The sequence below is a fragment of the Rhodovulum sp. PH10 genome (assembly GCF_000293785.1).
Taxonomy (GTDB): domain Bacteria; phylum Pseudomonadota; class Alphaproteobacteria; order Rhizobiales; family Xanthobacteraceae; genus Rhodoplanes.
In genome coordinates, this window is record NZ_AKZI01000043.1 from 1 (window position 1) to 22,064 (window position 22,064).

General features: G+C 71.1%; 21 protein-coding genes and 1 pseudogene. 9 read left to right on the top strand and 13 right to left on the bottom strand.

The genetic code is table 11. From position 1 onward, the window contains the following. Positions 1-190: 190 nt before the first annotated feature. The 4 genes from A33M_RS08415 to A33M_RS08430 form a co-directional block, all read right to left on the bottom strand. Positions 191-511 carry a DUF3551 domain-containing protein gene (locus tag A33M_RS08415; RefSeq protein WP_008385750.1) on the bottom strand — a complete coding sequence of 107 codons (321 nt, stop codon included), beginning with the start codon at positions 509-511 and terminating at the stop codon, positions 191-193. A 134-nt stretch (positions 512-645) separates the two neighbouring features. Then, positions 646-981: a rhodanese-like domain-containing protein gene (locus tag A33M_RS08420; RefSeq protein WP_008385751.1), complete on the bottom strand. Its 336-nt coding sequence runs from the start codon at positions 979-981 to the stop codon at positions 646-648. A 68-nt stretch (positions 982-1,049) separates the two neighbouring features. After that, positions 1,050-2,006 (bottom strand): cation diffusion facilitator family transporter, encoded by a 957-nt coding sequence (locus tag A33M_RS08425; protein ID WP_008385752.1) that lies wholly within the window; start codon positions 2,004-2,006, stop codon positions 1,050-1,052. 154 nt (positions 2,007-2,160) lie between these two features. Next, on the bottom strand, positions 2,161-3,162 hold the full coding sequence (locus A33M_RS08430) for an NAD-dependent epimerase/dehydratase family protein (protein WP_008385753.1): 1,002 nt from the start codon (positions 3,160-3,162) through the stop codon (positions 2,161-2,163). Positions 3,163-3,247: 85 nt separating this feature from the next. Between A33M_RS08430 and A33M_RS08435 the strand changes: the two genes are divergently transcribed. Together A33M_RS08435 and serB are read left to right on the top strand one after the other, a co-directional pair. After that, positions 3,248-4,483, top strand: coding sequence for a DUF1015 domain-containing protein (locus A33M_RS08435; protein ID WP_008385754.1), 1,236 nt, complete (start codon positions 3,248-3,250; stop codon positions 4,481-4,483). Positions 4,484-4,503: 20 nt separating this feature from the next. Continuing rightward, complete coding sequence (serB, locus tag A33M_RS08440) at positions 4,504-5,451, top strand: phosphoserine phosphatase SerB (protein ID WP_008385755.1); 948 nt, start codon at positions 4,504-4,506, stop codon at positions 5,449-5,451. Between the two features lie 42 nt (positions 5,452-5,493). Here serB and A33M_RS08445 read toward each other — a convergent pair whose 3' ends face one another. Continuing rightward, complete coding sequence (locus A33M_RS08445; RefSeq protein ID WP_008385756.1) at positions 5,494-9,231, bottom strand: YhdP family protein; 3,738 nt, start codon at positions 9,229-9,231, stop codon at positions 5,494-5,496. Between the two features lie 156 nt (positions 9,232-9,387). Here A33M_RS08445 and bcp point away from each other — a divergent pair, with 156 nt between their 5' ends. Together bcp and A33M_RS08460 are read left to right on the top strand one after the other, a co-directional pair. Then, on the top strand, positions 9,388-9,858 hold the full coding sequence (gene bcp / locus A33M_RS08450; RefSeq protein WP_008385757.1) for a thioredoxin-dependent thiol peroxidase: 471 nt from the start codon (positions 9,388-9,390) through the stop codon (positions 9,856-9,858). A 694-nt stretch (positions 9,859-10,552) separates the two neighbouring features. Then, complete coding sequence (locus A33M_RS08460; RefSeq protein WP_202801825.1) at positions 10,553-12,043, top strand: M23 family metallopeptidase; 1,491 nt, start codon at positions 10,553-10,555, stop codon at positions 12,041-12,043. Positions 12,044-12,157: 114 nt separating this feature from the next. On the opposite strand, the gene A33M_RS24850 is transcribed toward A33M_RS08460, so the two are convergent. From A33M_RS24850 to prfB, 4 genes and pseudogenes are all read right to left on the bottom strand, one after another. Beyond that, entirely contained in the window at positions 12,158-12,745 is a 588-nt protein-coding gene (locus A33M_RS24850) for an EF-hand domain-containing protein (protein ID WP_052026955.1), read from the bottom strand. A gap of 237 nt (positions 12,746-12,982) precedes the next feature. Then, positions 12,983-13,204: pseudogene (locus tag A33M_RS25360) on the bottom strand (type II toxin-antitoxin system RelE/ParE family toxin); the annotation flags it as partial. After that, on the bottom strand, positions 13,183-13,407 hold the full coding sequence (locus A33M_RS08470) for a hypothetical protein (protein ID WP_008385760.1): 225 nt from the start codon (positions 13,405-13,407) through the stop codon (positions 13,183-13,185). The pseudogene A33M_RS25360 and the gene A33M_RS08470, both read right to left, overlap by 22 nt. A gap of 235 nt (positions 13,408-13,642) precedes the next feature. Next, positions 13,643-14,774 (bottom strand): peptide chain release factor 2 gene (prfB, locus tag A33M_RS08475; protein ID WP_157223389.1). Its coding sequence is split into 2 segments (ribosomal slippage): positions 13,643-14,704 and positions 14,706-14,774, totalling 1,131 coding nucleotides; the frame shifts between segments, so codons are not numbered across the junction. Positions 14,775-15,289: 515 nt separating this feature from the next. On the opposite strand from prfB, the gene A33M_RS23785 reads away from it, so the two are divergent. From A33M_RS23785 to A33M_RS23795, 3 genes are all read left to right on the top strand, one after another. Continuing rightward, positions 15,290-15,451, top strand: coding sequence for a hypothetical protein (locus A33M_RS23785; protein ID WP_008385765.1), 162 nt, complete (start codon positions 15,290-15,292; stop codon positions 15,449-15,451). 407 nt (positions 15,452-15,858) lie between these two features. Beyond that, positions 15,859-16,020 (top strand): hypothetical protein, encoded by a 162-nt coding sequence (locus tag A33M_RS23790; RefSeq protein ID WP_008385767.1) that lies wholly within the window; start codon positions 15,859-15,861, stop codon positions 16,018-16,020. A gap of 311 nt (positions 16,021-16,331) precedes the next feature. Continuing rightward, positions 16,332-16,490 carry a hypothetical protein gene (locus A33M_RS23795; protein ID WP_008385769.1) on the top strand — a complete coding sequence of 53 codons (159 nt, stop codon included), beginning with the start codon at positions 16,332-16,334 and terminating at the stop codon, positions 16,488-16,490. A 334-nt stretch (positions 16,491-16,824) separates the two neighbouring features. Here the strand turns inward: A33M_RS23795 and A33M_RS08485 are convergent, their stop codons facing one another. After that, positions 16,825-17,505: a TetR/AcrR family transcriptional regulator gene (locus A33M_RS08485; RefSeq protein ID WP_008385771.1), complete on the bottom strand. Its 681-nt coding sequence runs from the start codon at positions 17,503-17,505 to the stop codon at positions 16,825-16,827. 579 nt (positions 17,506-18,084) lie between these two features. On the opposite strand from A33M_RS08485, the gene A33M_RS08490 reads away from it, so the two are divergent. Together A33M_RS08490 and A33M_RS08495 are read left to right on the top strand one after the other, a co-directional pair. Further along, positions 18,085-19,197: a RuBisCO large subunit C-terminal-like domain-containing protein gene (locus A33M_RS08490; protein WP_008385774.1), complete on the top strand. Its 1,113-nt coding sequence runs from the start codon at positions 18,085-18,087 to the stop codon at positions 19,195-19,197. Between the two features lie 9 nt (positions 19,198-19,206). Then, on the top strand, positions 19,207-19,695 hold the full coding sequence (locus A33M_RS08495; protein ID WP_008385777.1) for a cupin domain-containing protein: 489 nt from the start codon (positions 19,207-19,209) through the stop codon (positions 19,693-19,695). On the opposite strand, the gene A33M_RS22270 is transcribed toward A33M_RS08495, so the two are convergent. The 3 genes from A33M_RS22270 to hisE form a co-directional block, all read right to left on the bottom strand. After that, positions 19,696-20,583, bottom strand: coding sequence for a hypothetical protein (locus A33M_RS22270; protein ID WP_052026959.1), 888 nt, complete (start codon positions 20,581-20,583; stop codon positions 19,696-19,698). 137 nt (positions 20,584-20,720) lie between these two features. Then, the gene (locus A33M_RS08505) at positions 20,721-21,302 is read right to left on the bottom strand and encodes a YqaA family protein (protein WP_008385780.1); all 582 of its coding nucleotides are present in this window, start codon (positions 21,300-21,302) and stop codon (positions 20,721-20,723) included. A 264-nt stretch (positions 21,303-21,566) separates the two neighbouring features. Next, entirely contained in the window at positions 21,567-21,971 is a 405-nt protein-coding gene (gene hisE, locus A33M_RS08510) for a phosphoribosyl-ATP diphosphatase (RefSeq protein WP_008385782.1), read from the bottom strand. Positions 21,972-22,064 lie beyond the last annotated feature (93 nt).

Here is a 22,064-nt window from a genome sequence, read left to right on the forward strand (position 1 = left end):
ATGAGGCCCGCACCGTGGCCTCGCCCTTCGAGACGCACTCCTGCGGAGCGCTCCTCAGGACGAGGTCGGTCTCTATCGCCGTTGGTATGAGAGCAAAGGCGGCGCATGCGGCTCCTCCGGAAAGGGGCCGGCGGCGCGGCCGCCGGGCTGGCGGTTGTCGTCGGGCTGGGGCGCTCGGTCGGGCGCCGTGTCAGCGGTAATAGGCGCGCGGCTTCTTGCGCGACGTCTTCACCGGCGCCGGCGGCGGATAGGGGTTCGGGCTGCACGAGCCGCCGACCCCGCGCACCGTCGCGGTGCACTGGGCGAGGTTGGTGTAGACGCACTGCGTCTGCTCGGACAAGCCGTTGTTGAGATCGGCACACCAGGGATACCAGGTGGCCCAGGAGGGCGGCGACCAGATGCCCCACGGGTCGGCTTTCGCCGTCCCCGATCCGAGCCCGATGGCGACGGCCAGCGCTGCTCCGGCCATCACGGCCTTCAACGGCGCGGCGTTCGACGGCAATGCCCGCATGTCGGCTTCCTCACGACGATTCTTCGAACCTACTCCACTAACGCGGAAGGATCGAGAATTCGGTAACGCGCTGGTGCAAATCGACGTGTCACGCCTGATGTCGGGCTTGCCGCCGAAGCCGTACGTCGTCCGCCTCAGCTCTCCGTCGGCAGGCCGGCCGCCTTCCAGGCGAGCAGGCCGCCGGCGAGATGCGCGCCATAGGGCAGCCCCGCCGCCTGCGCCTTGCGCGAGGCGGTGACCGAGCGCACGCCGCTGCGGCAGGAAAAGACCACCTCGCGGCCGTGCGGATCGGGGATCTTTGCCGGGTCGAACTGCGACAGCGGCATCAGCACGGCGCCGGGGATTCGCTCCTGCGCGGTCTCGTTCGGCTCGCGCACGTCGACGAGCATGATCCTGTCGGCGGCGAGCTCGGCCGCCACCTCCTCGGCCTCGAGGTCCTTCACCGGCGTGCGCGAAAACAGCCCGAACATCGTGTTCTGTGCTCCTGATGAACGATCCGCCTCAGGTAGTGATTGTCGCGCGCTCGGCAAGGCGCCCGTCACACCACGTGGTCGGGGGCGAGCGGGCAGGTCGCGCCCTCGCGCTCGATTTGCAGCGTGACGTGGCCGATCGCGTGGTGCTCGCGCAACTCGTGGGCAATATGGCGCAGGAAGGCGTCGCCCGGATGCCCGCCGGGCATCACGAGGTGGGCGGTGAGGGCGATCTCGGTGGTGCTCATCGGCCAGATGTGCAGGTCGTGCACCGCGGCGACGCCCTCCTGCCGGCCGAGAAAGGCGCGCACCGCCTCCGGGTCGACGCCCGGCGGCACCGCGTCGAGCGACATCGCCACGCTGTCGCGCAGAAGGCCCCAGGTGCCGGCGACGATCACCGCGACGATGACGAGGCTCATCACCGGGTCGAGCCACAGCCAGCCGGTCAGCATGATCAGGAGGCCGGCCATCACCACGCCGACCGACACCGCGGCGTCGGCCGCCATGTGCAGATAGGCGCCCTTGATGTTGAGGTCGCCCTCGCGGCCGGAGAAAAAGAGCCAGGCGGTGATGCCGTTGATCACCACGCCGATGGCGGCGACGACGATGACGGTGAGGCTCGCGACCGGCTGCGGGTCGAGCAGGCGCAGCACCGATTCCCAGGCGATCGCGCCGACCGCGACCAGCAGAAACACCGCGTTGAACAGCGCCGCCATGATCGAGGAGCCGCGCAGGCCGTAGGTGTAGCGGGGCGAGGGCGGCCGCTTCGACAAGACCGCGGCGATCCAGGCGACGACGAGGCCCAGCACGTCGGAAAGATTGTGCCCGGCATCCGCCACCAGCGCGACCGAGTTCGACCAGAAGCCGAAGCCGCCCTCGATCAGCACGAAGGCGACATTGAGCGCGATGCCGATCGCGAACGCCTTTCCGAAATCCTTCGGGGCGTGGCTGTGGCCCGGCCCGTGGGCATGCGAATGGCCGTGGGAGTGGTCGTGCGCGTGGTGGTCGTGAGCGGAATCGTGCATGCGTCGGGTCCGGCTGGCGGGGGTTTTGCGGGGGGTGGCCGTGTCCGACTCGTGTGGCACGGGGCGCAATCGAAATCCACCGGCGGCGGCCGTTGCGATTCTTGAAGACCTCCAACGTCCTGCCGAAGACGTAATCGCTGCCGGTCGAATCCGTTCACCCGCCGGCTGCGATGGTGGCCTCCGCCGCGGCGAGCCGCTCCAACCCCTCCGGCGTCGAGACCTCCGGCCGCCAGCCGAGCGCGGCGAGCGCGGAGGTGTCGACCACCAAGGGCTCGGCGAGCCGGCGAAACGTCTCGGCGCGGCCGCCGAGGGCGAAGCCCGCCCGCAACAGCGGCGTCGGCACCGGAAACAGGCCGGGCGGGCGCGCAAAACCGCGGCGCAGCGCCGCCACCATCTCGCCGACCGTCAAGACCTCGCGGTCGGCGACCACGAAGGGCCGCCGCAGGGGGCCGGGCGCGGTGAGGACGGTCGCGACCGCCGCGGACAGATTGTCCAGCGCCAGCAGGGATCGCCGCGCCGCCAGCGCGCCGAGCGGCAACGGCCACGGCGAGCGCGCGAGTTTTACCAGCTCCGCCATGTTGCCGCGCACGCCGGGCCCGTAGACCAGCACCGGGCGCAGCGCCACCCAGTCGAGCGCGAGCCCATCCAGCCCCTGCTCGGCGGCGAGCTTGGAGCGCCCATAGGCGCTTTCCGGCGCTGCCGGCGCGTCTTCGGTCAGCACGGCCGCGGCCGAAGGCCCGGCCTGGGCGCGGATCGAGGAGAGAAACACGAAGCGCTTCGCCCCGGCCCGCTCGGCCGCCCGGGCGAGCGCCACCGTCGCCTCGGTGTTCATCACCCGGTAGTCGTCCTCCGGCGTGCCGGACAGAAGCCCCGGGGCGAGTGCTGCCGAATGCACCACCGCGTCGACGTCGGCGAGCGCCGCCGACATGTTCTGCGGCCGGGCGATGTCGCCGATCACCGCGCTCGCCGCGTCGAGCGGCACGCCAGCCGGCCGGCGCAGCAGCGCCCGCACCCGAAAGCCGCGCTTCGGCAAGTCCTGCAGCAGATACCGGCCGATGAAGCCGGTCGCGCCCGTCAGGGCGATCAGCGGCGCCATATCGTTCCTCGCCTTCTCGATCTCCGCCTCGCGTGATGCGAAACCCGAGGCCTCGACCATGCAATTTCTGTGGCCGACCCTTCCGTGCCGAGCGGCAAGTGCTAAACGAGAGCGTTTCCTGGTTCGCTCAAGCGGAGAGCTCCCCTTGTCCCTCGTCCATCCGTTCTGCGCGCTGCGCCCCGCGCCGGGCCGCGCCGCCGAGATTCTCGCTCCCCCCTACGACGTGCTGTCGAGCGCCGAGGCGCGGGTGCGCGCCGCCGGCAAGCCGTGGAGCTTTCTGCACGTCTCCAAGCCCGAGATCGACCTCGACCCCGGCATCGACCCCTACGACCCGGCGGTCTATGCCAAGGCCCGCGAAAACCTCGACCGGATGGTCGCCGAAGGCGTTCTGATTCGCGACACCGTGCCGAGCTACTACGTCTACCGCCTCACCTGGCGCGACCGGGTGCAGACCGGCCTCGCGGTGGCCGCCTCGGTCGCCGACTACGTCTCCAACCGCATCCGCAAGCACGAGCTGACCACCCTCGCCAAGGAGGACGACCGCGTCCGCCAGATCGAGGCGGTGAACGCCCAGACCGGCCCGGTGATGCTCGCCTATCCCGACCAGCCGGGGCTCGATGCGCTGCTCGCCCAGGTGACGGAGGGCGAGCGCGACGTCGACGTCACCGCCGACGACGGCGTGCGGCACGAGATGTGGGTGGTGAGCCGGGCCGAGACGGTCGCCCAGCTCACCCGGATGATCGACGCCTTGCCGGTGCTCTACATCGCCGACGGCCATCACCGCTCGGCGGCGGCCGCGCGGATCGCCGAGGCGCGCGGGGCGGGGGCGGCGGGCGGCGCCGGCGCGCACGACCGCTTTTTGGCGGTGATGTTCCCGCACCACCAGATGACCATCCTCGACTACAACCGCCTGATGAAAGACCTGAACGGCCGGTCGCCGGACGAGCTGCTGACGGCGCTCGCCGCCGCCGACTTCTCCGTCACGCCGAGCGAGACTGCGGTGCGGCCGGCGGCACCCAACGAGTTCGGCCTCTACGTCGCCGGGCGCTGGCACGCGCTGACGCTGAACCCCGGCAAAATCCCGGACGACCCGGTCGGCCGGCTGCCGATCACGCTGCTCACCAAGCACGCGATCGAGCCCTTGTTCGGCATCACCGACCAGCGGCGCGACAAGCGGATCGACTTCGTCGGCGGTGGCCGCGGCCTCGACGAGCTGGCCCGCCGGGTCTCCTCCGGCGAGGCGGCGGCGGCCTTCTCGCTGTTTCCGACCCGGCTCGAGGATTTGATGGCGGTCGCCGACGCCGGCGAGATCATGCCGCCGAAATCGACCTGGTTCGAGCCGAAGCTCGCCGACGGGCTGGTCAGCCACGTGCTCGACTGACCGGCTGTCTCGGAACCGACATGACCCACCCTTCCTCGACCTCCGCCGCCTCGACCTCCGGGCCGGCGACCCACGTCGCCACCGTGATCACCAGCCCGGACGATCCGGTGCTCGACGGCCGGGCCGCTGCGGCCGCCCGGCTGGTGCTGCCGCGCGGCGGCGTGCCGGACTGGCTCGCCGACGGCATCGCCGTCGACCTGCCGTTCACTCCGTCGGGCCCGCTCGACGAGCACGCGATCGCCGAATCGGTGCGGTCCGCGGTCGGCGGGCTTCCGGTCGACGTGGTGGTCCAGCCGCTCGCCGGGCGGCGGAAAAAACTTCTCCTGGCCGACATGGACTCCACCATGATCCGCCAGGAGTGCATCGACGAGATCGCCGACCTGATCGGCCGCAAGGCGCACATCGCCGCCATCACCGAGCGGGCGATGCGTGGCGAGATCGCCTTCGAGCCGGCGCTCGCCGAGCGGGTCGGGCTGCTCGCCGGCCTGCCGGTGGAGAAGATCGACGAGGTGATCGCCCACCGCATCACGCTGACGCGCGGCGGGCCGACGCTGGTGCGCACGATGGCGGCGAGCGGCGCCCACACCTGCCTGGTCTCGGGCGGCTTCACGCTGTTCACGGAGAAGATCGCCCGGGCGATCGGCTTTCACGAGCATGTCGGCAACACGCTCGAGATCGGCGCCGACGGCCGCCTGACCGGCCGGCTGGTGCCGCCGATCGTCGGCCGCGAGGCCAAGCGCATGACGCTGCACCGGCTGCGCGACGCGCGCGGCCTCGCCCAGGCCGAGACGCTGGTGGTCGGCGACGGGGCGAACGACCTCGCGATGATCGACGAGGCCGGGCTCGGTGTCGCCTTCCGGGCAAAGCCCGCGGTCGCCTCGGCGGCCGATGCGCGCATCGACCACGGCGACCTCACCGCGCTGCTCTACGCGCAGGGCTATCGGCAGAGCGAGTTCGTCACCGGCTGACCGGCGGGGCTGCGGCTGCCGCGGCAGTCGCAGCGGCCGTCCTCACTGCACGGCGGAGCGGATGTCGGCGGGCGGGGTGACGTGGCCGCCCGACAGGGCGCTCGGGAACTCGAAGAATTTTCGCAGCACGCCCGGCGCCACCGCCGAGATCGGGTTGACCCGCAGCATCGGCGCGCCGGGGGTGCCGACCACCTCGTAGGTCACGCCGACCAAGCCTTCCTTGTCGCCGCCGCCGAGGAAGAGGCCGACGATCGGGATTTGGCCGAACGCGTTGTTGAGCCCGTAGAGCGGCACGAAGGTGCCGCGCATCCGCACCGCGTTGGCGGCATAGTCGATCGTGCCTTCCAGGGTGGCGCCGATCACCGGCCCGCGCACCACGCCGTCGCGGATGGTGAGCCGCCCGGCCGACTTCATGAACTCCACCCGCATGCGGCTGAACTCGACCCCAGGATTGCCGGCGCCCGGCGCGCCCGCCGCCACCCGGTCGAGCGAGGGCTCGCCGCGCACCGCGAAGTCGCGCACGTTCAACAGGCCTTCCTTCGGCTTGGTGTCGGCGTTCGGCGGGTCCATCGCCACCCACATCTGGCCGCCGAACATGCGGGCATAGGTGTCGGTGAAGCGGAACAGGGCGCCGGCGTCGTTGCTCTCGAGATAGATCACCTGGCCGCCGCCGCCGACCCGCCCGCGCAGGTCGCCGGTCAGCGTCTGGTCGACGCCGATCTTGGCGGCGAGCTTGAACGCCTCGACCCGGCCGCGGCGCCGCACGATGTCGAGATCGACCGCGCGCAACGCCTCGCCGTTGAAGCCGGCGAGCGCGCCGATCTTCAGGTCGAGCGAGACGTCGGTCGCCGCCTCGCGCTGCTTGTGGCCGGTCGAGGAGCCGCCCATCACCGACTTGATCAGCGCCCGCCCGTCATAGACGTCACCGCGGACCGCGACGGTGAGCATGCCGTCCTGGGCGCGGTCGACCTTGAGCGTCGCCTTGTCGCCGTCGGACAGGCCGAACACCGGAAAGTTCGCCGCGGCGAGGTCGCCCTCGCCGTCGAGCTCGACGGTGCCCTTGACCGCGGCGCCCGAGCCCTCGATCGCCACGTCCTCGAAGCGGGCGGCCTTGCCGCGGCCGACATAGGTGAAGCCGACCCGGGCCGGCTTGCCGGCGGGCTTCACCCAGCTCGGCAGCAGGTTGTCGATCTTCGCGTGGGTCAGGTCGGCCTCGACGGCGAAGCGGCTGTCCTCGCCGTCGCCGACCGGCATGCGGCCGGCGACCCGCACCGGCACCGGGCCGGACAGGCCGCCGTCGGCGGCGAAGCCGAGCTTGTTGCGGGCGGCGTCGTCGATGGTGGCGGTGAGGCGCACCTCGGCGGCATTCTGGTCGGCGGCCTTGTGGTACTCGACCGCGGCCGGCACCCCGGCGATCCGCACGTTGCCGTCGAGCTGCCAGCCCTGCTTGTCGGCGGTGACCCGCAGCGTCTGCGCCTCGACCTTCTGCGACATCGCGAACTTGTCCGCGGAGAAGTTGGTGAGGTCGGCGGTCACCTCGTAGCCGAATTTTTCCGGCGGCGGGTCGGACTCGAGCGTGGTCGAGACCTGCACCTGGGCGCTGACGGTGCCGCGCACCTGGGTCGGGTCGAGCGGCGCGCCGGCGGTCTCGCGGATGCCCTCGAGGCCGAGGAACTCGGCGGCGGCCGCGGCCGGGCCGTCGACTTTTGCCCGCACCGTCGCGGCCGGCGGCTTGCCCTGCGAATCCGGCACCTCGAACACGCCGTTCGACACCGTCATGCGCCGCCCGGACGGCAGCTCGGCGACGCCGTGGCCGAGCCCGACGGTGATCCGCCGCCCGCGCACCCGCAGGAGCAGGTCGGACTCGCGGACCTCGGGCAGCATGTCGACCAGCCGCACCCGCGTGCCGGTGGTCGCCACCTCGATCGACAGGCCATCGTCAGGCACCGGCGGGCCGCCGTCGCGCAGCGTCGACATCGGCGCATTGGTGGCGATCTCGATGCGGTCGATCGACCCGCCCGCCATGTTCTTCATCACCCATTCGCGCACCGGCGGGTTCACGAAGGGCGGCCACATCCGCTTGAAGGAGGTCGCCGACAGGTTGCGGGCGGCCATGCCGACCGCGAGCTTGGGATCGGCGGTCGCGAAGTCGACGAAGCCGGACATCGCCACGTTGACGTCGCCGCCGGACGCCTCGCCGTGCTCGATGTCGAGCCGCCGGGTGGTCGGGTCGAACGCGCCGCGAATCAGCACGCGATTGATCAGCAGCGGCTTGGCGTCCTTGTGCCCGGCGCCGAGCACCACGCTGCCGCCGCGCACGCCGAGCCGCCACGGTGCGCCCGGCTCGCTCGGCACCTCGGCCTGGGCGATCAGCGTCATCCGGGTCGAGCCGGACACCAGCTGGAACGGCGACAGCACGATGCCGCGCGCGGCGTCCCATTCGAGCGTCGCCTCGAAGCGGTCGACCGCGATGCGGTTGCGCGGGTCGGCGGTGTCGACGATCTCGCCGGGGCCGACCAGCACTCGGCCGCCGGCCACCTGCGGCGTGCCGTCGGTGCCGATGTCGGCGCGCAGGCTGGCGGAGACCGGCAGGTCGGTGCGCATCGTCCCCGAATCGGCGCGCGCCGCCATCAAGAGGTCGTGCAGCGCGACCTTGCGCGCCTCGATCCGCACCGTGCGGGTGCCGTCCGGGGCGGGCTTCACCGCGCCGACCACCACCCACGGCCGCTTCGGGTCCTGCGAGCCGAGCGTCACCGACAATTCGCCCGGATGCGGGCGGGTCATGCTGAGATGGATGTTCTCGAAGCGCGAATGGCGGCCGCTGCGGGCGTCGTCGACCACCAGGTTGCCGCTCTTGAGGCCGACCTCGGCGAGCGCGCCGCCGTCCAGCCCGAGCGTGCCGAGGCTGTCGATCCAGGCGAGCAGGGCGGCGACGTTCTCGCCGACCGTGCGGGCGTGGGTGGCGGCGGTCGCCGGCGCGCCGGCCGGTGCGGCGCCGAGGGGGGGCGCGGCGGAGGAGGGGGCGCCGGAAGGGGAGGCCGAAGAGGGGGCGGAGGAGGCGGGGGCGGCGGCGTCCGGTGGCAGCGCCACCGCGGTGTCGGTGTCGGCCGAGGCGATCACCGGGGAGGTCGCGATCGGCCGCTTGTCGGCGCCGGCGAAGACGCGGACGGTGCCGTCGGTCTCCACCCGCAGCGCGATCTCGGCGCCGACCAGGTTGATGCTTTCCGCCCGCGGGTGGCCGGTCAGGAGCGAGAAGGCGGTGAAGCCCGCCTCCGCCTTCGGCGCGGTGGCGACCACCGTGCCGTCGGTGTCGCGCACCACCACGTCGCGCACCCGCACCGCCATGCGGCGGTTCTCGTCGAGCTCGATCACGGTGCCGCCGACCTCGACCTTGTAGCGGTCGCCGAGATTGTCGGCGATCGCCGCGGTCAGCCAGGGGGTGGCGATGTCGAGCGGGATCGGTCCGCTGCCGAGCCGTAGCCACAGGCCGCCGGCGATCGCCAGCACCGTCAGCGCGGTGCCGCCGCTCGCGAGGAGCCCGATGCGGACCGAGCGCCGGCGCAGGAGCCGGGCGGTGGCGCCGTGCAGCCGGAGGGCGCCGACCGCGGCGGTGCGAACGACACGATGGAGACGGGGCTTTCGAGAAGACGTCGCCGCACCGGCGGGGGCGCGCTCGCGGGCCGACGCGGCCCGCGCCGCCTCGGCGCAGCGGTGCAGATGGAGGCTCGCTTCCAGGCTCCGCAGGCCCGCGAGCTTCGGACAGTCTTCCTTGTCCCGCATGCGATCTGGACGGCCCCGTTCCCTGCCCGCACAATGCCTCGACGCACGATCCGGCGGAGCGGGCGCAGGCCCGCGTACATCACTCGATCGATCAGAGGCTTGATCCCGGTGTCCCGACTTGGAGAGAGCGCTGCGAAAGCGTCGAAAGGAAGGCATATGGCCGTGAAACCCCGCCCGGGCGAGCCCGCTCCGGACTTCCGCTTACCCCGCGACGACGGTAGCGAGGTCGCCCTCTCGGACTTCGCCGGGCGGGCGCTGGTGGTCTATTTCTACCCCAAGGCCGACACCCCCGGCTGCACCCGCGAGGCGCGCGCCTTCTCGCTGCTGAAGGACGAATTCGACGCCGCCGGCGCCGCCGTGCTCGGCGTCTCGGCCGACCCGCCGAAGAAGCAGGACGCGTTTCGCAGGAAGCACGAGCTGACCGTGCCGCTCGCCTCCGACGAGACCCATGCGATGCTCGAGGCGTATGGCGTGTGGGGCGAGAAGGCGATGTACGGCAAGACGTTTCAGGGGATCACCCGGAGCACGGTGCTGATCGGGCCGGACGGCCGGATCGCCCGGGTGTGGGACAAGGTGAAGGTCGACGGCCACGCCGACGAGGTTTTGGCGGCGGTGCGGGCCTCGTAGGCGCCCCGCGACGCCCGGACGACGGCTAGTGGTCGGATGGCGTCACGAAAACCGCGCTCGGCCACCGGCGAGCCGGCACGACAGGCGAGCGGTGCAAAAAATTTTCGCTCGGCCGTTTGCCGATTCTTTACCATGCGGCGCCTTCAATCCGTCCCCGTGCATGCCGGAGGTGTCTCCGGGCCGCCGGGGAATGGGAATGTCGCATCGGCCGAATTACGAGCCTGTCAGCCGCGAGACGCCGATCCGCGAGCATCCGCTGGCCGCCGCCGTGCAGGCCGCCGCGGCGCGGCTGCAGTCCACGCAACTATCCGCCGCCGGCGCACCGGCCGTCCGCGCCGAGGCGGCGCCGAGCCGCGCCGCGCCCGTCCGAGCTGCTCCGGCCCGTGTCGCGGCCGTGCGATCCGAGCCCGTGCGATCCGAGCCGCTCTGTCGTGAGCCGCTCCAGCCCGCCCCGGTCCGGCCTTCCATCGTCCAGCCGGCCCCCGTACGGCCCGCGCCGGTGCGGCCGGTGCACGCCCAGGCGGCCCCGTCCCGCGTCGCCCCGCACGCCGCCCCGCCTCCGGTCCGGCACGCCGCCTCGGCCGCGGCATCGGCCGCCGCCCCGCCGAGTGCCGCGTCGCGCGCCGCGGGCCATGCGGCGGTTCAGCATGTCGCGCCCCTCCATGCGGCGCCGCGCGGACCCGCCCCGCATGCCGTGGCTGCCGCCTGGCCCGAGGCACCGCAGTCCGCTGCCCCGTCCGAGGTGCAGTGCGCCGCCGAGCCGCCCGCCCCATCACGTGCAGCCGAGCCTCGTGCCGCCGCAAATCCTCGTGCCGCAGCAAGTCCCCGCACGTCCGAGCCGCCCGCCCGTCGGGCCGAGCCGCCGGCCCAGCGGGCGCCCGCACCGCCCAAACCGGCGCCGCGCAAGAAGGCCCCGGCGAGCGCCGCCCTGCCGCGCAAGGCGCTGACGCTCGCTTATGCCGGCCGCCAGCTCCGGGTCGGGCCGATCGCCTTCTGGACCGTGGTCGGCACCTTGGTGGTCATGGCCGGCTGGTCGGTCGTCACCGCGAGCTATTTCGCCTTCCACGACGACGTCGTGACCCGGATGATCGCCCGCCAGGCCGAGGTCGAGGCGGCCTATCAGGACCGCATCGCCGAGATGCGCGCAAAGGTCGACCGGGTGACCACCCGCCAGCTGCTCGACCAGGAGCAGTTCGAGCAAAAGCTCGAGCAGGTGATCCGCCGGCAGAACATGCTCGACGGCCGGGCCGGCGCGATCCGCGGCATCGACGACGACGGCCCGGCGACCACCGGCTCGGTGCCGACCCGGGTGCCGCGCCGCTCCTCCTCGCTCGAGCCGCGGGCCGAGGAGCCGGGCGACGGCTTGCCGAAGCCGACGCCGGTCGGCGACACCGTGGTGTTTCGCGCGCCCTCCGACCGCGAGGCGCGGCTCGAGTCGCGCCGTCCGGCGCGCATGATGGCGGCCCCCGGCCGCGACATCCGGCCCGGCCTCGAGGGCAAGATCGCCCGTCTCGAAACCGCGCTCGACCGGCTCGAGCAGCGCCAGGCGCATCGGCTCGGCTCGATCGAGGAGAGCTACGACGGCAAGGTGCGCCGGGTGCGCGCGGTGCTCGCCGATCTCGGGCTCGACCACGCGCTGCCGCCCGAGCGGCAGATCGGCGGGCCGTTCGTGCCGGTCAAGCTCGCCGGCCCCGCCGCCTTCGAGCGCCGCCTGCAGCGGGTGCGGCTCGCCCGCGCCCAGGCCGACCGGCTGACCAAGACGCTGTCGGTGATCCCGATCCGCAAGCCGATCACCGGCGAGGTCGATTTCAGCTCCACCTTCGGCGTGCGGCTCGATCCGTTTCTCGGCCGTCCGGCGATGCACACCGGCGTCGATTTCCGCGGCCATACCGGCGATCCGGTGCGGGTGACCGCCAACGGCACCGTCACCTCGGCCGGCTGGGCCGGCGGCTACGGCCGCATGGTCGAGGTCGACCACGGCAACGGCCTCGTCACCCGCTACGGCCACATGTCGGAAATTCTGGTGCGGGTCGGGCAGGGGGTGAAGATCGGCCAGGTGGTCGGCCGGGTCGGCTCGACCGGCCGCTCGACCGGGCCGCACCTGCACTACGAGACGCGGGTGGACGGCGAGCCGGTCGACCCGCAGAAATTCTTGCGCGCCGGCCTGCGGATCGGCTCGCTGTGAGCGGGCACTGGTCGCGGTGAGGCCGCGACCGTCTCGCGGCACCCGGTTCGAACGAAGAAAAAGGCCGGGCGAGTGTCCGGCCTTTTTCGTGTCGCGAGGGTGGTGCGACGCGAGTTACGCCTGGACCGACATGCTGCCGGTCGGCGCGCTCGCGAGCGCGTTCTGCATGGTCTGCAACAGCGTGCGCAGGCTGCTCGCCATCTCGGACACCGAGATTTGGTCGTCGCCGTCGCTGTCGAGCGACGAGAGGATCGCGCTCGCATCGTCGCTGGTGCCGCCGTTCGACGTGGCGAACGAGTCGAGCTCGCTGCTCGAGATCGAACCGTCACCGTCGCTGTCGACCGCGGAGACCAGGCTCGAGGCCATGTCGTCGATCGACGGCGGCGGGGGCGGCGGCGCACCCCCGCCGATCGCCGACACGCCGGACGTTTCGGAGGCGCCGCTGCTCGTGCTCTCGGTGCCGCTGCCGCCCGATGCCTGCTGCATCGTCATCAAGAGCGCCATCATGTCGGAGGCGAGGCTGCCGCTTCCGCCGCTGCCGCGCGCCTGCCGCTCGCCGCCGTCGTCGTCGTCCGGCGGCGGGGGCGGCATGAAGGCGTCCGCGGCGCTGGTGCTCGACGAGCTGCTCGTGCTGCTCGACTGCAGAAGCTGCATCAGCGACCAGACGCTCGACAGGTCGCTCGAACCGACACTGGAGACCATGTTTTCCCCCGAAAGAAAGCCACGCGCCGACGGTGCCGCCGTGACGGCGGCGCGGCGCGAGACGCCACGCTCCGGCGTCGTCTGTAGTACGGCCGAGGGTGGGGGAAACGGGCGCAGGAATGGCGGGGGAAGGCAGGGCAGACGTTCAGTCGGCGGCTCCCGGCATCGATGCCGGGTCGCGCGCCGCGTGCCGCACGGCGTGGATGACGATCGTGTCGGACGTGATCTCGTAAAGACGAGATAGGGAAAAGGCGCCGCCGTGAGCCGGCGGATGGCCGGATCGTCGGTCCGGCTTCCGATCCGGGGATGGCGCGCCACGAGGCCGATCACGGCGCGAAGGCGTGCTTTGACCCGCTTCGTGCCCTGCGGCGAATGGTGATCGATGTGTGCGAGGGCCGCTTCGAGATCGGCGAGTGCGGGGCGGGTGTAGCGAACCCTCAGAGGCCGTGTCGTCGCCACAGCCGCTCGACCTCGTCGTCGGTCGCGAAGTCACCTGCCGCGGCCGCCTGCTTCGAGCGCTCGACCGGCGCCTTTTCATCCTCGGAAAGCACGACCGCCTCGTCGTCGCCGGAGAAGGCGAGCACGATCCGGGCAATGTCGTCCTGCGCGTCGGGCGGCAGGGTGCGGGCGACGGCGAGAGCTCGATCCAACAGCTCGGTCATGCCGCGAGCCTATCCTCGACCCGCGAGGGGAACAACGGAGACGTGTTTCGTGGCGGCACGGCGCGGCCGAGCGCACGCGCCTCCGCGACCCATGCCTCGATCGCGTCCCGCACCCTGGCGAGCGCGTCCGGTCGGCGGGCTGCAGCGCACGCCGCGCTCGCCGCAGAGCGCCTCGATGGCGGCGATCGTCCAGTCTCCGCCGGGCTGGATCGCATGCGATCCAGCCGCCCGCGCGTCACTCCACGTCCTCGATCTCGGCCGGGCCGCCGCCGAACGCCTTTTGCGCCAGCGTCGCCTCCATGAACGGGTCGAGATCGCCGTCCAGCACGCCGCCGGTGTCGGAGGTCTGCACGCCGGTGCGCAGATCCTTCACCATCTGGTACGGCTGCAGCACGTAGGACCGGATCTGGTGGCCCCAGCCGATATCGGTCTTGGCCTCGAACTCGGCGGTGGCGGCGGCTTCGCGCTTCTTCAGCTCGATCTCGTAGAGGCGGGCGCGCAGCATGTTCCAGGCGGTGGCGCGGTTCTTGTGCTGCGAGCGCTCCGCCTGGCACACCACCGCGACGCCGCTCGGGATGTGGGTCAGCCGCACCGCCGATTCGGTCTTGTTGACGTGCTGGCCGCCGGCGCCGCCCGACCGCATGGTGTCGGTGCGCACGTCCGACTCCTTGATGTCGATGACGATGCGGTCGTCGACCACCGGATAGACGTCGACGCTGGCGAACGAGGTCTGGCGCCTGGCGTTCGAATCGAACGGCGAGATGCGCACCAGCCGGTGCACGCCGCGCTCGGTCTTCAGCCAGCCATAGGCGTTGTGGCCCTTGATCTGGATGGTGGCCGACTTGATGCCGGCCTCCTCGCCCTCGGTCTCTTCGAGATACTCGATCTTGTAGCCGTGCTGCTCGGCCCAGCGGGTGTACATCCGCAGGAGCATCGCGGCCCAGTCCTGGCTCTCGGTGCCGCCGGCGCCGGCATGCACCTCGAGGAAGGTGTCGTTGGGATCGGCCTCGCCGGAGAGCAGCGCCTCGAGCTGGCGACGGGCGACCTCGGCCTTCAGCTTGTCGAGCGAGGCTTCCGCCTCGGCGACCACCGACGCGTCGTTCTCCGCCTCGCCGAGCTCGATCAGCCCGACATTGTCGTCGAGATCCTGCTCGATCCGGCCGATCGCCTCCAGGCTGTCCTCGAGGCCGGTGCGCTCCTGCATCAGGCGCTGGGCCTGCTGCGGGTCGTTCCACAGCTCGGGGTCCTCGGCGAGCTTGTTCAGCTCCGCCAGGCGTGCACGGGCCCGATCGAAGTCAAAGATGCCTCCTCAGCAGCCCGACCGACTGCTTGATCTCTTCGACGACCGACTGAGTTTCGGCGCGCATGATTCCTCGACCCGTGATTCTGCGGGATTTTCCGTCTCCCGACCGGCCGCATGTAGCGGCCCGCGCCGGCCGGCGCAACCATCGTGGCGCCGCAGCCGTGGAAAAGGCCACGGGGGGCTGCCGCCGCTGGGCGGGGCGCCGCAGAGCCGGCCCTCGCTCAGCAGCGCAGGACGGGAGAGGGTCCTTCGCCATTTAAAAGGAATCGCGGGTCATTTCATGGCCGGGTTCGGCGGTCGCCTTTGTTGCTACACAGCGTCCCGACCGTCGTCGTCTAAGTTAAAAGGGGTGAATTCGAACGTACACGACTTTTCGGAAATCGGCTATTTTTACGTGAGTGAAGCGCAGAACTTCGCTTCATGGCTGCTGATACGCCTATATTTTCCAAAAATTCATCGATCGGCGTCCGAAGAAGTGGGTTTTTTCCGCCGCGACATCAATCATATTGAGCCCAACGGACATCGCCGAACGGCACCGACCCGAATTCGTCCGACCGAACCGATACGAAAGAGTGAACAATGTCTCGCAACGCTTCGATGAATCGCGACTCCCGTCCGCTCGGCGCGCGCGCCCGTCTGCAGAGCGCCATCGCCTCCTTCCGTGACACCATGCGGAACGTCCGCCGGCTGCAGGAAGAGGCCAAGCAGAAGTACCCCTATCTTCCTTCGCTCGACATGTGAGGCGACGGAGCTTCGATCGGCTTCGAGACCCTGCGGAAACACGTGTCCCGACCCGTCGCCCGTCGGCCCGAGCATTTCGGACCGGCGGGCGTCGGCGTTTTCGTCCCCTCTCTCGTCGGTTTGCGCTCCAGGCGGTGTCTTGCGCCCGCCGCCCGCCGCTCGTAGGCGAGGCCGACCGGCGCTCCGACCGGTCGAAGCGCCGGGATAGGGAGCCGAGCTCGTGACCTGGAGCCGGTGAGCCATGCATATGATGCGGGGCTCGACGACGACGGTCTGGTCCGGCGGGGCAACAATCGGTGTCTCAGTTGGTCCCTAATGTCGTGAGCGCCCGCACCCATATCGAGCGCGAGGACGAAATATCGGTCCCCGGACGGCCTCGCCCCCGGGAGGACAGAAGGAGGAGAGCCATGGTTCGAGCCACGACACCGATCGGCGCCGACGATCGCCACGCGCGGACCGGCATGCGCAGCGGTTTTGCCCGTGCCGTCGAGACGATGCGCGACATCGTCGGCGAGGTGGGACGGATGCGCCGCGAGGCGCGCCGGCGATTTCCGCACCTCGATCTGTGATCCGGTCGCCTGCCGGCGACACTTTTGCGGCGCAACGCCCCGGCCTCGGCCGGGGCGTTCTTCGTTGCGTGCAGTGCACCCGGCCCGCCCGCCGGATTTCAGCCGGGGGATGTTCTTTCCAGGCCGTGCGCGCGGCGCAATTTTCTTCTTGTGATAATTATTCACCAATGCCGATCCTGGCGCCCCGTTTTTCGCATGGCCCCGGAGGGTCATATTCGGTTCATCGAAACGTTCACCGGCATCCGCGCCGCGACACCGGTCACCGACCGGGTTTTCGACGGACGCTGCGGAGCCGAAGGGGAGTTGAAACAATGATTCGCACCTTGACCGCCGATCTCGCGCACGACGTCACCGGCTCGACCGAGCCGAACATCCTGGTCCGCGTCGTCCACGGCGTCGCCGACACGATCCGTCAGGTCCGCCGGATGCGCGAGGATGCACGCCGCCGGTTCCCGGAGCTCGACATCTGATCTTCTGATTCACTGGTTCCCGCTCGTTCCGGGGCGCCTCGCACCGGTCTCCCCGACTCCCGACGGGGCGACCGCAAGGGCTCGGCGAAGCCCGTGCCGGACGCCTAGTCACCGTCCATCGCTGGTGCCCCGGAACGACGGGAGGCTCTTTCCCGAAACCGCCTCCACCCGCAAGCAGTCGCCACCCCGTGGCGGCGCGGCGTGGCTCGGCCGATATTCATCGCGTCGTCCCCGACCGACATCAGCGGCGCGATCGACGAAGAGCCCCGGCCCGGCGGCCGGGGCTTTTTCGTGTCCGTGTCCGGTGGCCGATGAACGGCGCGGCCGTTCGGCGTCAGTGCTCGGTCGAGCCGATCCGGCGGGCGCCGAGGCCGGCGAGCGCGAGATGCGTCAGCCGCTCCGCCAGCCGGTCGATCATTGCCGCGTCGTAGCGCAGGTCGAACGGCGGCCCCGACAGGGTCTCCCGCCCCCGCACGAACGGCGTCGCCTGATTGATCAGCCAGACGGTGGTGATCGAGACGTCCTCGGGGCTGGTGTCGGGCGGCAGCAGCCGGCGGACGATGGTCGCCGCGGTCGACAGCACCGGCACCTGCTCGGCCGCGAGAAAATCGCGAAAGGTTCGCGTGGGCGACAAGTCCTCCCAGGCGAACAGGCGGAGATAGCGGCCGATCCGGTTGCGGCGGAGCACCGGCAGCAGCTGGTGGCGGATCATCCGGTGCAGCATCGCCTCCGGCGTCGCGTCGTCGTCGGCGATCGCCCGCAGCTCGGCGGTGTCGAACGCCGCGCCGGCCGAGCGCAGCACCTCGTGATAGAGCCCTTCCTTGCTGCCGAAATAGTACTTGATCGCCGCCGGGTTGGCGCGCGCCCGCTGGCAGATGCGGCGGACCGAGGAGCCGGCGAAGCCGCGCTCGGCGAACACTGCGAGGGCGGCGCGCAGCAGCCGCTCGCGGGTCATCGCGTCGCGACGGCGGGGAATCGTCCAGGTGTCGTCGTGCCGCGCTTTTTCCACGTCCATGATGTCACCGTCCGGTCGGGGCCCGCACGAGGCGCGGGCCCGATGGTCGATCCGCGGAGGCGGCGAGGTCCGCCGCCCTCCGCCCGCGATGGCGCATGGACCCGCGCTCCGGCCAAGACCGGGGCGGGCGACGGGTGCAGCATCGCGAAGGGTCGGGGATCGATCGGCCGCCGCCGCGGATACGCCACGGCAGGGCGGACACCGGAGCGCGACGCCGCGGAAGGCGGCATCGCGAAGACGGACGTGGTGGCGTCCGAACGGTGCGGCGGCGCATGGGCCGCCACGAGCCGAAGGACCGCTGGTCCTTCTCCCATTCCCGCTCCCCCCGAAAAATCCCCAGGAGACTGCAACAGCCGTTCGTGGCGGAGTTTGGGCTCGGGAGCGTCCGGGAGGCCCGGCGCGGAAGCTCCAGCGGATTGACGAAGCAGGCGAATTTTTCGCTCTTTTGGCGTGCGAAAGCGCACCGAAGCGGTTATCTCCGTGACGTTTTCCGGACGGATCGCAACGCGATAAAGTCGCCGGCCGGGAAAAATGTTTTTTGTCGACGGCTCGGGCAGCGAGTGGGCGAGCGAGGTCCGCGTGGCGTCACGTCTTACGGTCACCTACCGGGTTCGCGCCGAGCCCGCCGCCATCGAGGCGCGCGCCGTTGCGCTCGCGGTCGAGCAGAGCGTCGAGATGCCGGTTTCGGCGATCGACGATCCGTCGGTGCGGGACGGCATCGTCGGGCGGGTCGAGGCGATCTCGCCGATCGACGAGGCGCTGTTCGAGGTGCGGATCGGGCTCGCCGGGGCGACGGTCGGCAACGACGCCGGCCAGCTTCTCTCGATGCTGTTCGGCAACTCCTCGCTGCACGACGACGTGGTGCTCGCCGATGTCGAGCTGCCGGAGGAGGTCGCGACGGCATTCGGCGGGCCGCATCACGGAATTGCCGGGCTGCGCACGCGCCTCTCGGCGTTCGGGCGGGCGCTCACCTGCACCGCGCTCAAGCCGCAGGGCTTGCGGCCGAAGGCGCTCGCAAATCTCGCGAAACAATTCGCCGAGGGCGGGGTCGACATCGTCAAGGACGACCACGGCCTCGCCGATCAAGCCTATTCGCCGTTCGCGGAGCGGGTCGCGGCGGTCGCCGAGGCCTTGCAGGAGGTGGCGGCGCGCCGTGGCCGACACATCCTCTATGCGCCGAGCCTGTCGGGCGATCTCGACCGCTTGCGCACGCAGGTCGCGTGCGCCCGGAAGGCCGGGCTCACGACCGTGATGGTGGCGCCGATGGTGCTCGGCGTCGCCAATGTCCACACGCTGGTCGCGGAAAACCCGGACATCGCCGTGCTCGCCCATCCGAGCCTGGGCGGGGCCGCGCGGATCGCGCCGCCGCTGCTGTTCGGCAAGCTGTTTCGCCTGTTCGGTGCCGATGCGGTGGTGTTTCCGAACGCTGGTGGCCGGTTCGGCTATTCGCGCGAGACGTGCCTCGAATTGGCCGATGCGGCGCGGGGGCCGTGGCAAGACCTCAGGCCGAGCTTTCCGGTGCCGGCCGGCGGCATGACGCAGGCGCGGGTGCCGGAGCTGCTCGACACTTATGGCGCCGATGTCGTGCTGCTGATCGGCGGAGCCTTGCTCGCGGCCGGGCCGCGGCTGGTCGCGGAGACCGAAGCCTTCGTGGCGCGGGTGCACGGCCATCACTATAAAGGTGTGCCGTAAAGGTGAGCCATGAGCGAACACGACACTTCGAAAAGCCCGTCTGCCTTCCGCACGGCCGAGCCGGATTACCGGTGGCAGGGCGTCGAATGCCGTCCCTACAAGGAGGACGACCGCGCGCTGTTCAAGGCGGTCACGCGGCAGGTGCTGTTCTCCGACCAGAACCTCGCCGGCGAGCTGCGCTATTTCGAGGTGGCGCCGGGCGGCTTCTCGACGCTCGAGCGGCACGCGCACGTGCACGGGGTGATGATCTTTCGCGGCGCCGGGCACTGCCTGGTGGGCGACGAGGTGCGGGCGGTCGGCGAGCGCGATCTCGTGTCGATCCCGCCGATGACCTGGCACCAGTTCCGCGCGACCGGCGCCTCGCCGCTGGGCTTTCTCTGCCTGGTCGATGCCGTGCGCGATCGGCCGCAGCTGCCGACCGCCGACGATCTCGCGGCGCTCGAGGCCGATCCGGCGATCGCCGCTTTTCTGCGGGGCGCGCCGGCGCCGGCCGGCTGATCAGCGGCACACCGCGCGGGTGACGTGATATTCGGTGCCGCAGGCGCGGCTCGCCGAGCCGGTCGCGATCAGAGCTTGCGCCGAGCAGCTTCGGCTCGTCTCGGTGTCGACGCTGCTGCCGTCCTGGTAGCCCTTGGCCTTGCACAGGATCGTCGCGGCGGCCGCGCAGTCCGGCGCGCCGTTCGCGCCCGGCCGGCATTTCTCCCGCCCCTTCACCGTGGTGCCCGCCATCCGGCCCACCCCGATCGCCGACGCCGCGGAGCCGATCCCGTCGGCCAGCCCGGCGGCCGCCTCGAGCAGGCTTTTGCCCGGCGCCTCGGTTTTTTGCGGAGCTTGCTCGGGCACCGCCGCTGCGGTGCTTGCCGGATCGGGGACGGCGGGGGAGGGGGCTGCCGCCTCGCTCGCCGGTTCCGCCGGAGCGGGCGTCTCGCTCGCGGCGGAACGGCTCGGCCACGGCAGGCTCGGCAGAGCGAGGTTTGGCCAGGACAAAGACGGCGTCGGCAGGCTCGGTGACGGCAGGCCGTCGGTCGCGTCGCGCACCGCGTCCTGGGCGGCCCTGGTGCCGGCCTCGAGCGACTTCAGCCCGGAGCCGAACCAGCCGCCGACCTCGTCGAACAGGCCCGGCCGCCGGCTCGGCATCCCCTGCTGCGGCGCCTCTTGCGGCGGCGCCTCTTGCGGCGGCGCGGCGTAAGGCGCGGCGGGCTCGCTCGGTCCGCCGAGCGGCGCCGTCGCCGTCGCCGGCGGCACGCTTTGCGCGAAACCGCTGGTGGCGAGAGCGAGCGACGTCACCAGTCCTGCGAGGCTCGCAGTACCCGCACGGCCCGCCGGGTGGGCGATCGATCGGGCCGGCAGCAGCGCGGCGCCGGGTGGCAGAAGGCGAAAGGGCATGGAGCGGCCGTCGAGATGGTTTCGGTTCGGATGCGTTGCCGGACGTTTGGCGGCACTGTGCCCGCGGGATTTGGCGAAAACGCGATTCCCGCAAAAAACCCGTGCTCTTCCGAAGGGCGCGGCGTGCGCGCCGCGGCTCACATCACATAGAGCGCGGCGACCAGCCCGCCGATCGCCACCACGAGCAGCACCCCGAACCACAGGCCGAGCCGCTTCTCGATCGCCTCGCGCGCCTGCGGCCCGTAGCGGTTCAACAGGAACGCGCTGAGGAAGAAGCGGGCGCCGCGGGTGATGCAGGAGAACAGCAGGAACAGCCAGAAATTGTAGCCGGCGAAGCCCGAGGTGATCGTCACGATCTTGTAGGGGATCGGCGTCACGCCCTTGATCAAAATGATCAGGCTACCCCATTCGGCATAGGCTTCGCGGAACGCCTCGACCTTGTTGCCGTAGCCGTAGAGCGAGATCAGCCACAGCCCGACCGAGTCGTAGAGCAGCGCGCCGATCGCATAGCCGAGAATGCCGCCCGCGACCGAGGTGAGCGTGCAGACCAGCGCGTAGTGATACGCCCGGTCCGGCCGCGCCAGCGACATCGGGATCAGCATCGTGTCGGGGGGGATCGGGAAGAACGAGCTTTCCGCGAACGAGATTCCGCCGAGGAGCCAGGAGGCGTGGGGCTTGCCGGCCGCCTGAATGCACCAGTCGTAGGTTTTCCGCAGCATCGATGCCTGCTTTCCGGCCGCCGCCGGCCTCCCCGTGCCGTCCGCGCGCGACCCGCGGCCCCGCGCCCGAGCATCCTGCGGGAGCAGGTCCGGGCGGGCCATCGTCCAAGCCTCTCTTCGCCGAAAAAGTCGATGGCCGGCGAGCCCGGCCATCGAAAGGAAGAGTCGGTCGATTCCGTGGGGCTGCTCTTAGCCGCGCCGGGCCGGCTTGTCCATGCGGCGAATTTTTCGCACGAGGCGCCGCGTGTCGCCGGGGCGGGCGGATCAGCCGCGCCGGCTCTCGCGGGCGGCCTCGCGCGGATCGCGGTCGGCCCGGCCGTTGCGGCCGTTGCGCTTGCGGGTCGACTTCACCATCGCGTTCTTGGCGAGCTTTTCCGCGATCCCGTACAGCCGCTCGCGCCGCTCCATCTCGGCCCACACCTCGGCCGGCTTCACCCCGACCGACGCCCACAGGACGGTGAGGTTGTAGACGAGATCGGCGCTCTCGCGGACGATGTTGTCGTGATGATCGGTCATCGCCTCGATCACCACCTCGGCCGCCTCCTCGGCGACCTTCTTGGCGATCTTTCCACGCCCGGACCGAAGCAGCCGTGCGGTGCGCGATCCGGTCGGATCGGCGTCACGGGTTGCCAGCACGGCCTTGTGGAGGCGGTCGATCGAATCAGCCATGGCCCACCATACCGAACGATGCCGAGGTGAAAACCGTCGCGTGTTTCCGAAGGACGAAAAAACGTCGTCCCGGGCAGGATGCCCGACCTTCGT

Excerpts from the sequence above, each read along its gene's own strand:
- A33M_RS08415 (WP_008385750.1), bottom strand. The coding sequence starts at position 511 with ATGCGGGCATTGCCGTCGAACGCCGCGCCGTTGAAGGCCGTGATGGCC.
- A33M_RS08420 (WP_008385751.1), bottom strand. The coding sequence starts at position 981 with ATGTTCGGGCTGTTTTCGCGCACGCCGGTGAAGGACCTCGAGGCCGAG.
- A33M_RS08425 (WP_008385752.1), bottom strand. The coding sequence starts at position 2,006 with ATGCACGATTCCGCTCACGACCACCACGCGCACGACCACTCCCACGGC.
- A33M_RS08430 (WP_008385753.1), bottom strand. The coding sequence starts at position 3,162 with ATGGTCGAGGCCTCGGGTTTCGCATCACGCGAGGCGGAGATCGAGAAG.
- serB (WP_008385755.1), top strand. The coding sequence starts at position 4,504 with ATGACCCACCCTTCCTCGACCTCCGCCGCCTCGACCTCCGGGCCGGCG.
- A33M_RS08445 (WP_008385756.1), bottom strand. The coding sequence starts at position 9,231 with ATGCGGGACAAGGAAGACTGTCCGAAGCTCGCGGGCCTGCGGAGCCTG.
- bcp (WP_008385757.1), top strand. The coding sequence starts at position 9,388 with ATGGCCGTGAAACCCCGCCCGGGCGAGCCCGCTCCGGACTTCCGCTTA.
- A33M_RS24850 (WP_052026955.1), bottom strand. The coding sequence starts at position 12,745 with ATGGTCTCCAGTGTCGGTTCGAGCGACCTGTCGAGCGTCTGGTCGCTG.
- A33M_RS08470 (WP_008385760.1), bottom strand. The coding sequence starts at position 13,407 with ATGACCGAGCTGTTGGATCGAGCTCTCGCCGTCGCCCGCACCCTGCCG.
- A33M_RS23785 (WP_008385765.1), top strand. The coding sequence starts at position 15,290 with ATGTCTCGCAACGCTTCGATGAATCGCGACTCCCGTCCGCTCGGCGCG.
- A33M_RS23790 (WP_008385767.1), top strand. The coding sequence starts at position 15,859 with ATGGTTCGAGCCACGACACCGATCGGCGCCGACGATCGCCACGCGCGG.
- A33M_RS23795 (WP_008385769.1), top strand. The coding sequence starts at position 16,332 with ATGATTCGCACCTTGACCGCCGATCTCGCGCACGACGTCACCGGCTCG.
- A33M_RS08485 (WP_008385771.1), bottom strand. The coding sequence starts at position 17,505 with ATGGACGTGGAAAAAGCGCGGCACGACGACACCTGGACGATTCCCCGC.
- A33M_RS08495 (WP_008385777.1), top strand. The coding sequence starts at position 19,207 with ATGAGCGAACACGACACTTCGAAAAGCCCGTCTGCCTTCCGCACGGCC.
- A33M_RS22270 (WP_052026959.1), bottom strand. The coding sequence starts at position 20,583 with ATGCCCTTTCGCCTTCTGCCACCCGGCGCCGCGCTGCTGCCGGCCCGA.
- A33M_RS08505 (WP_008385780.1), bottom strand. The coding sequence starts at position 21,302 with ATGCTGCGGAAAACCTACGACTGGTGCATTCAGGCGGCCGGCAAGCCC.
- hisE (WP_008385782.1), bottom strand. The coding sequence starts at position 21,971 with ATGGCTGATTCGATCGACCGCCTCCACAAGGCCGTGCTGGCAACCCGT.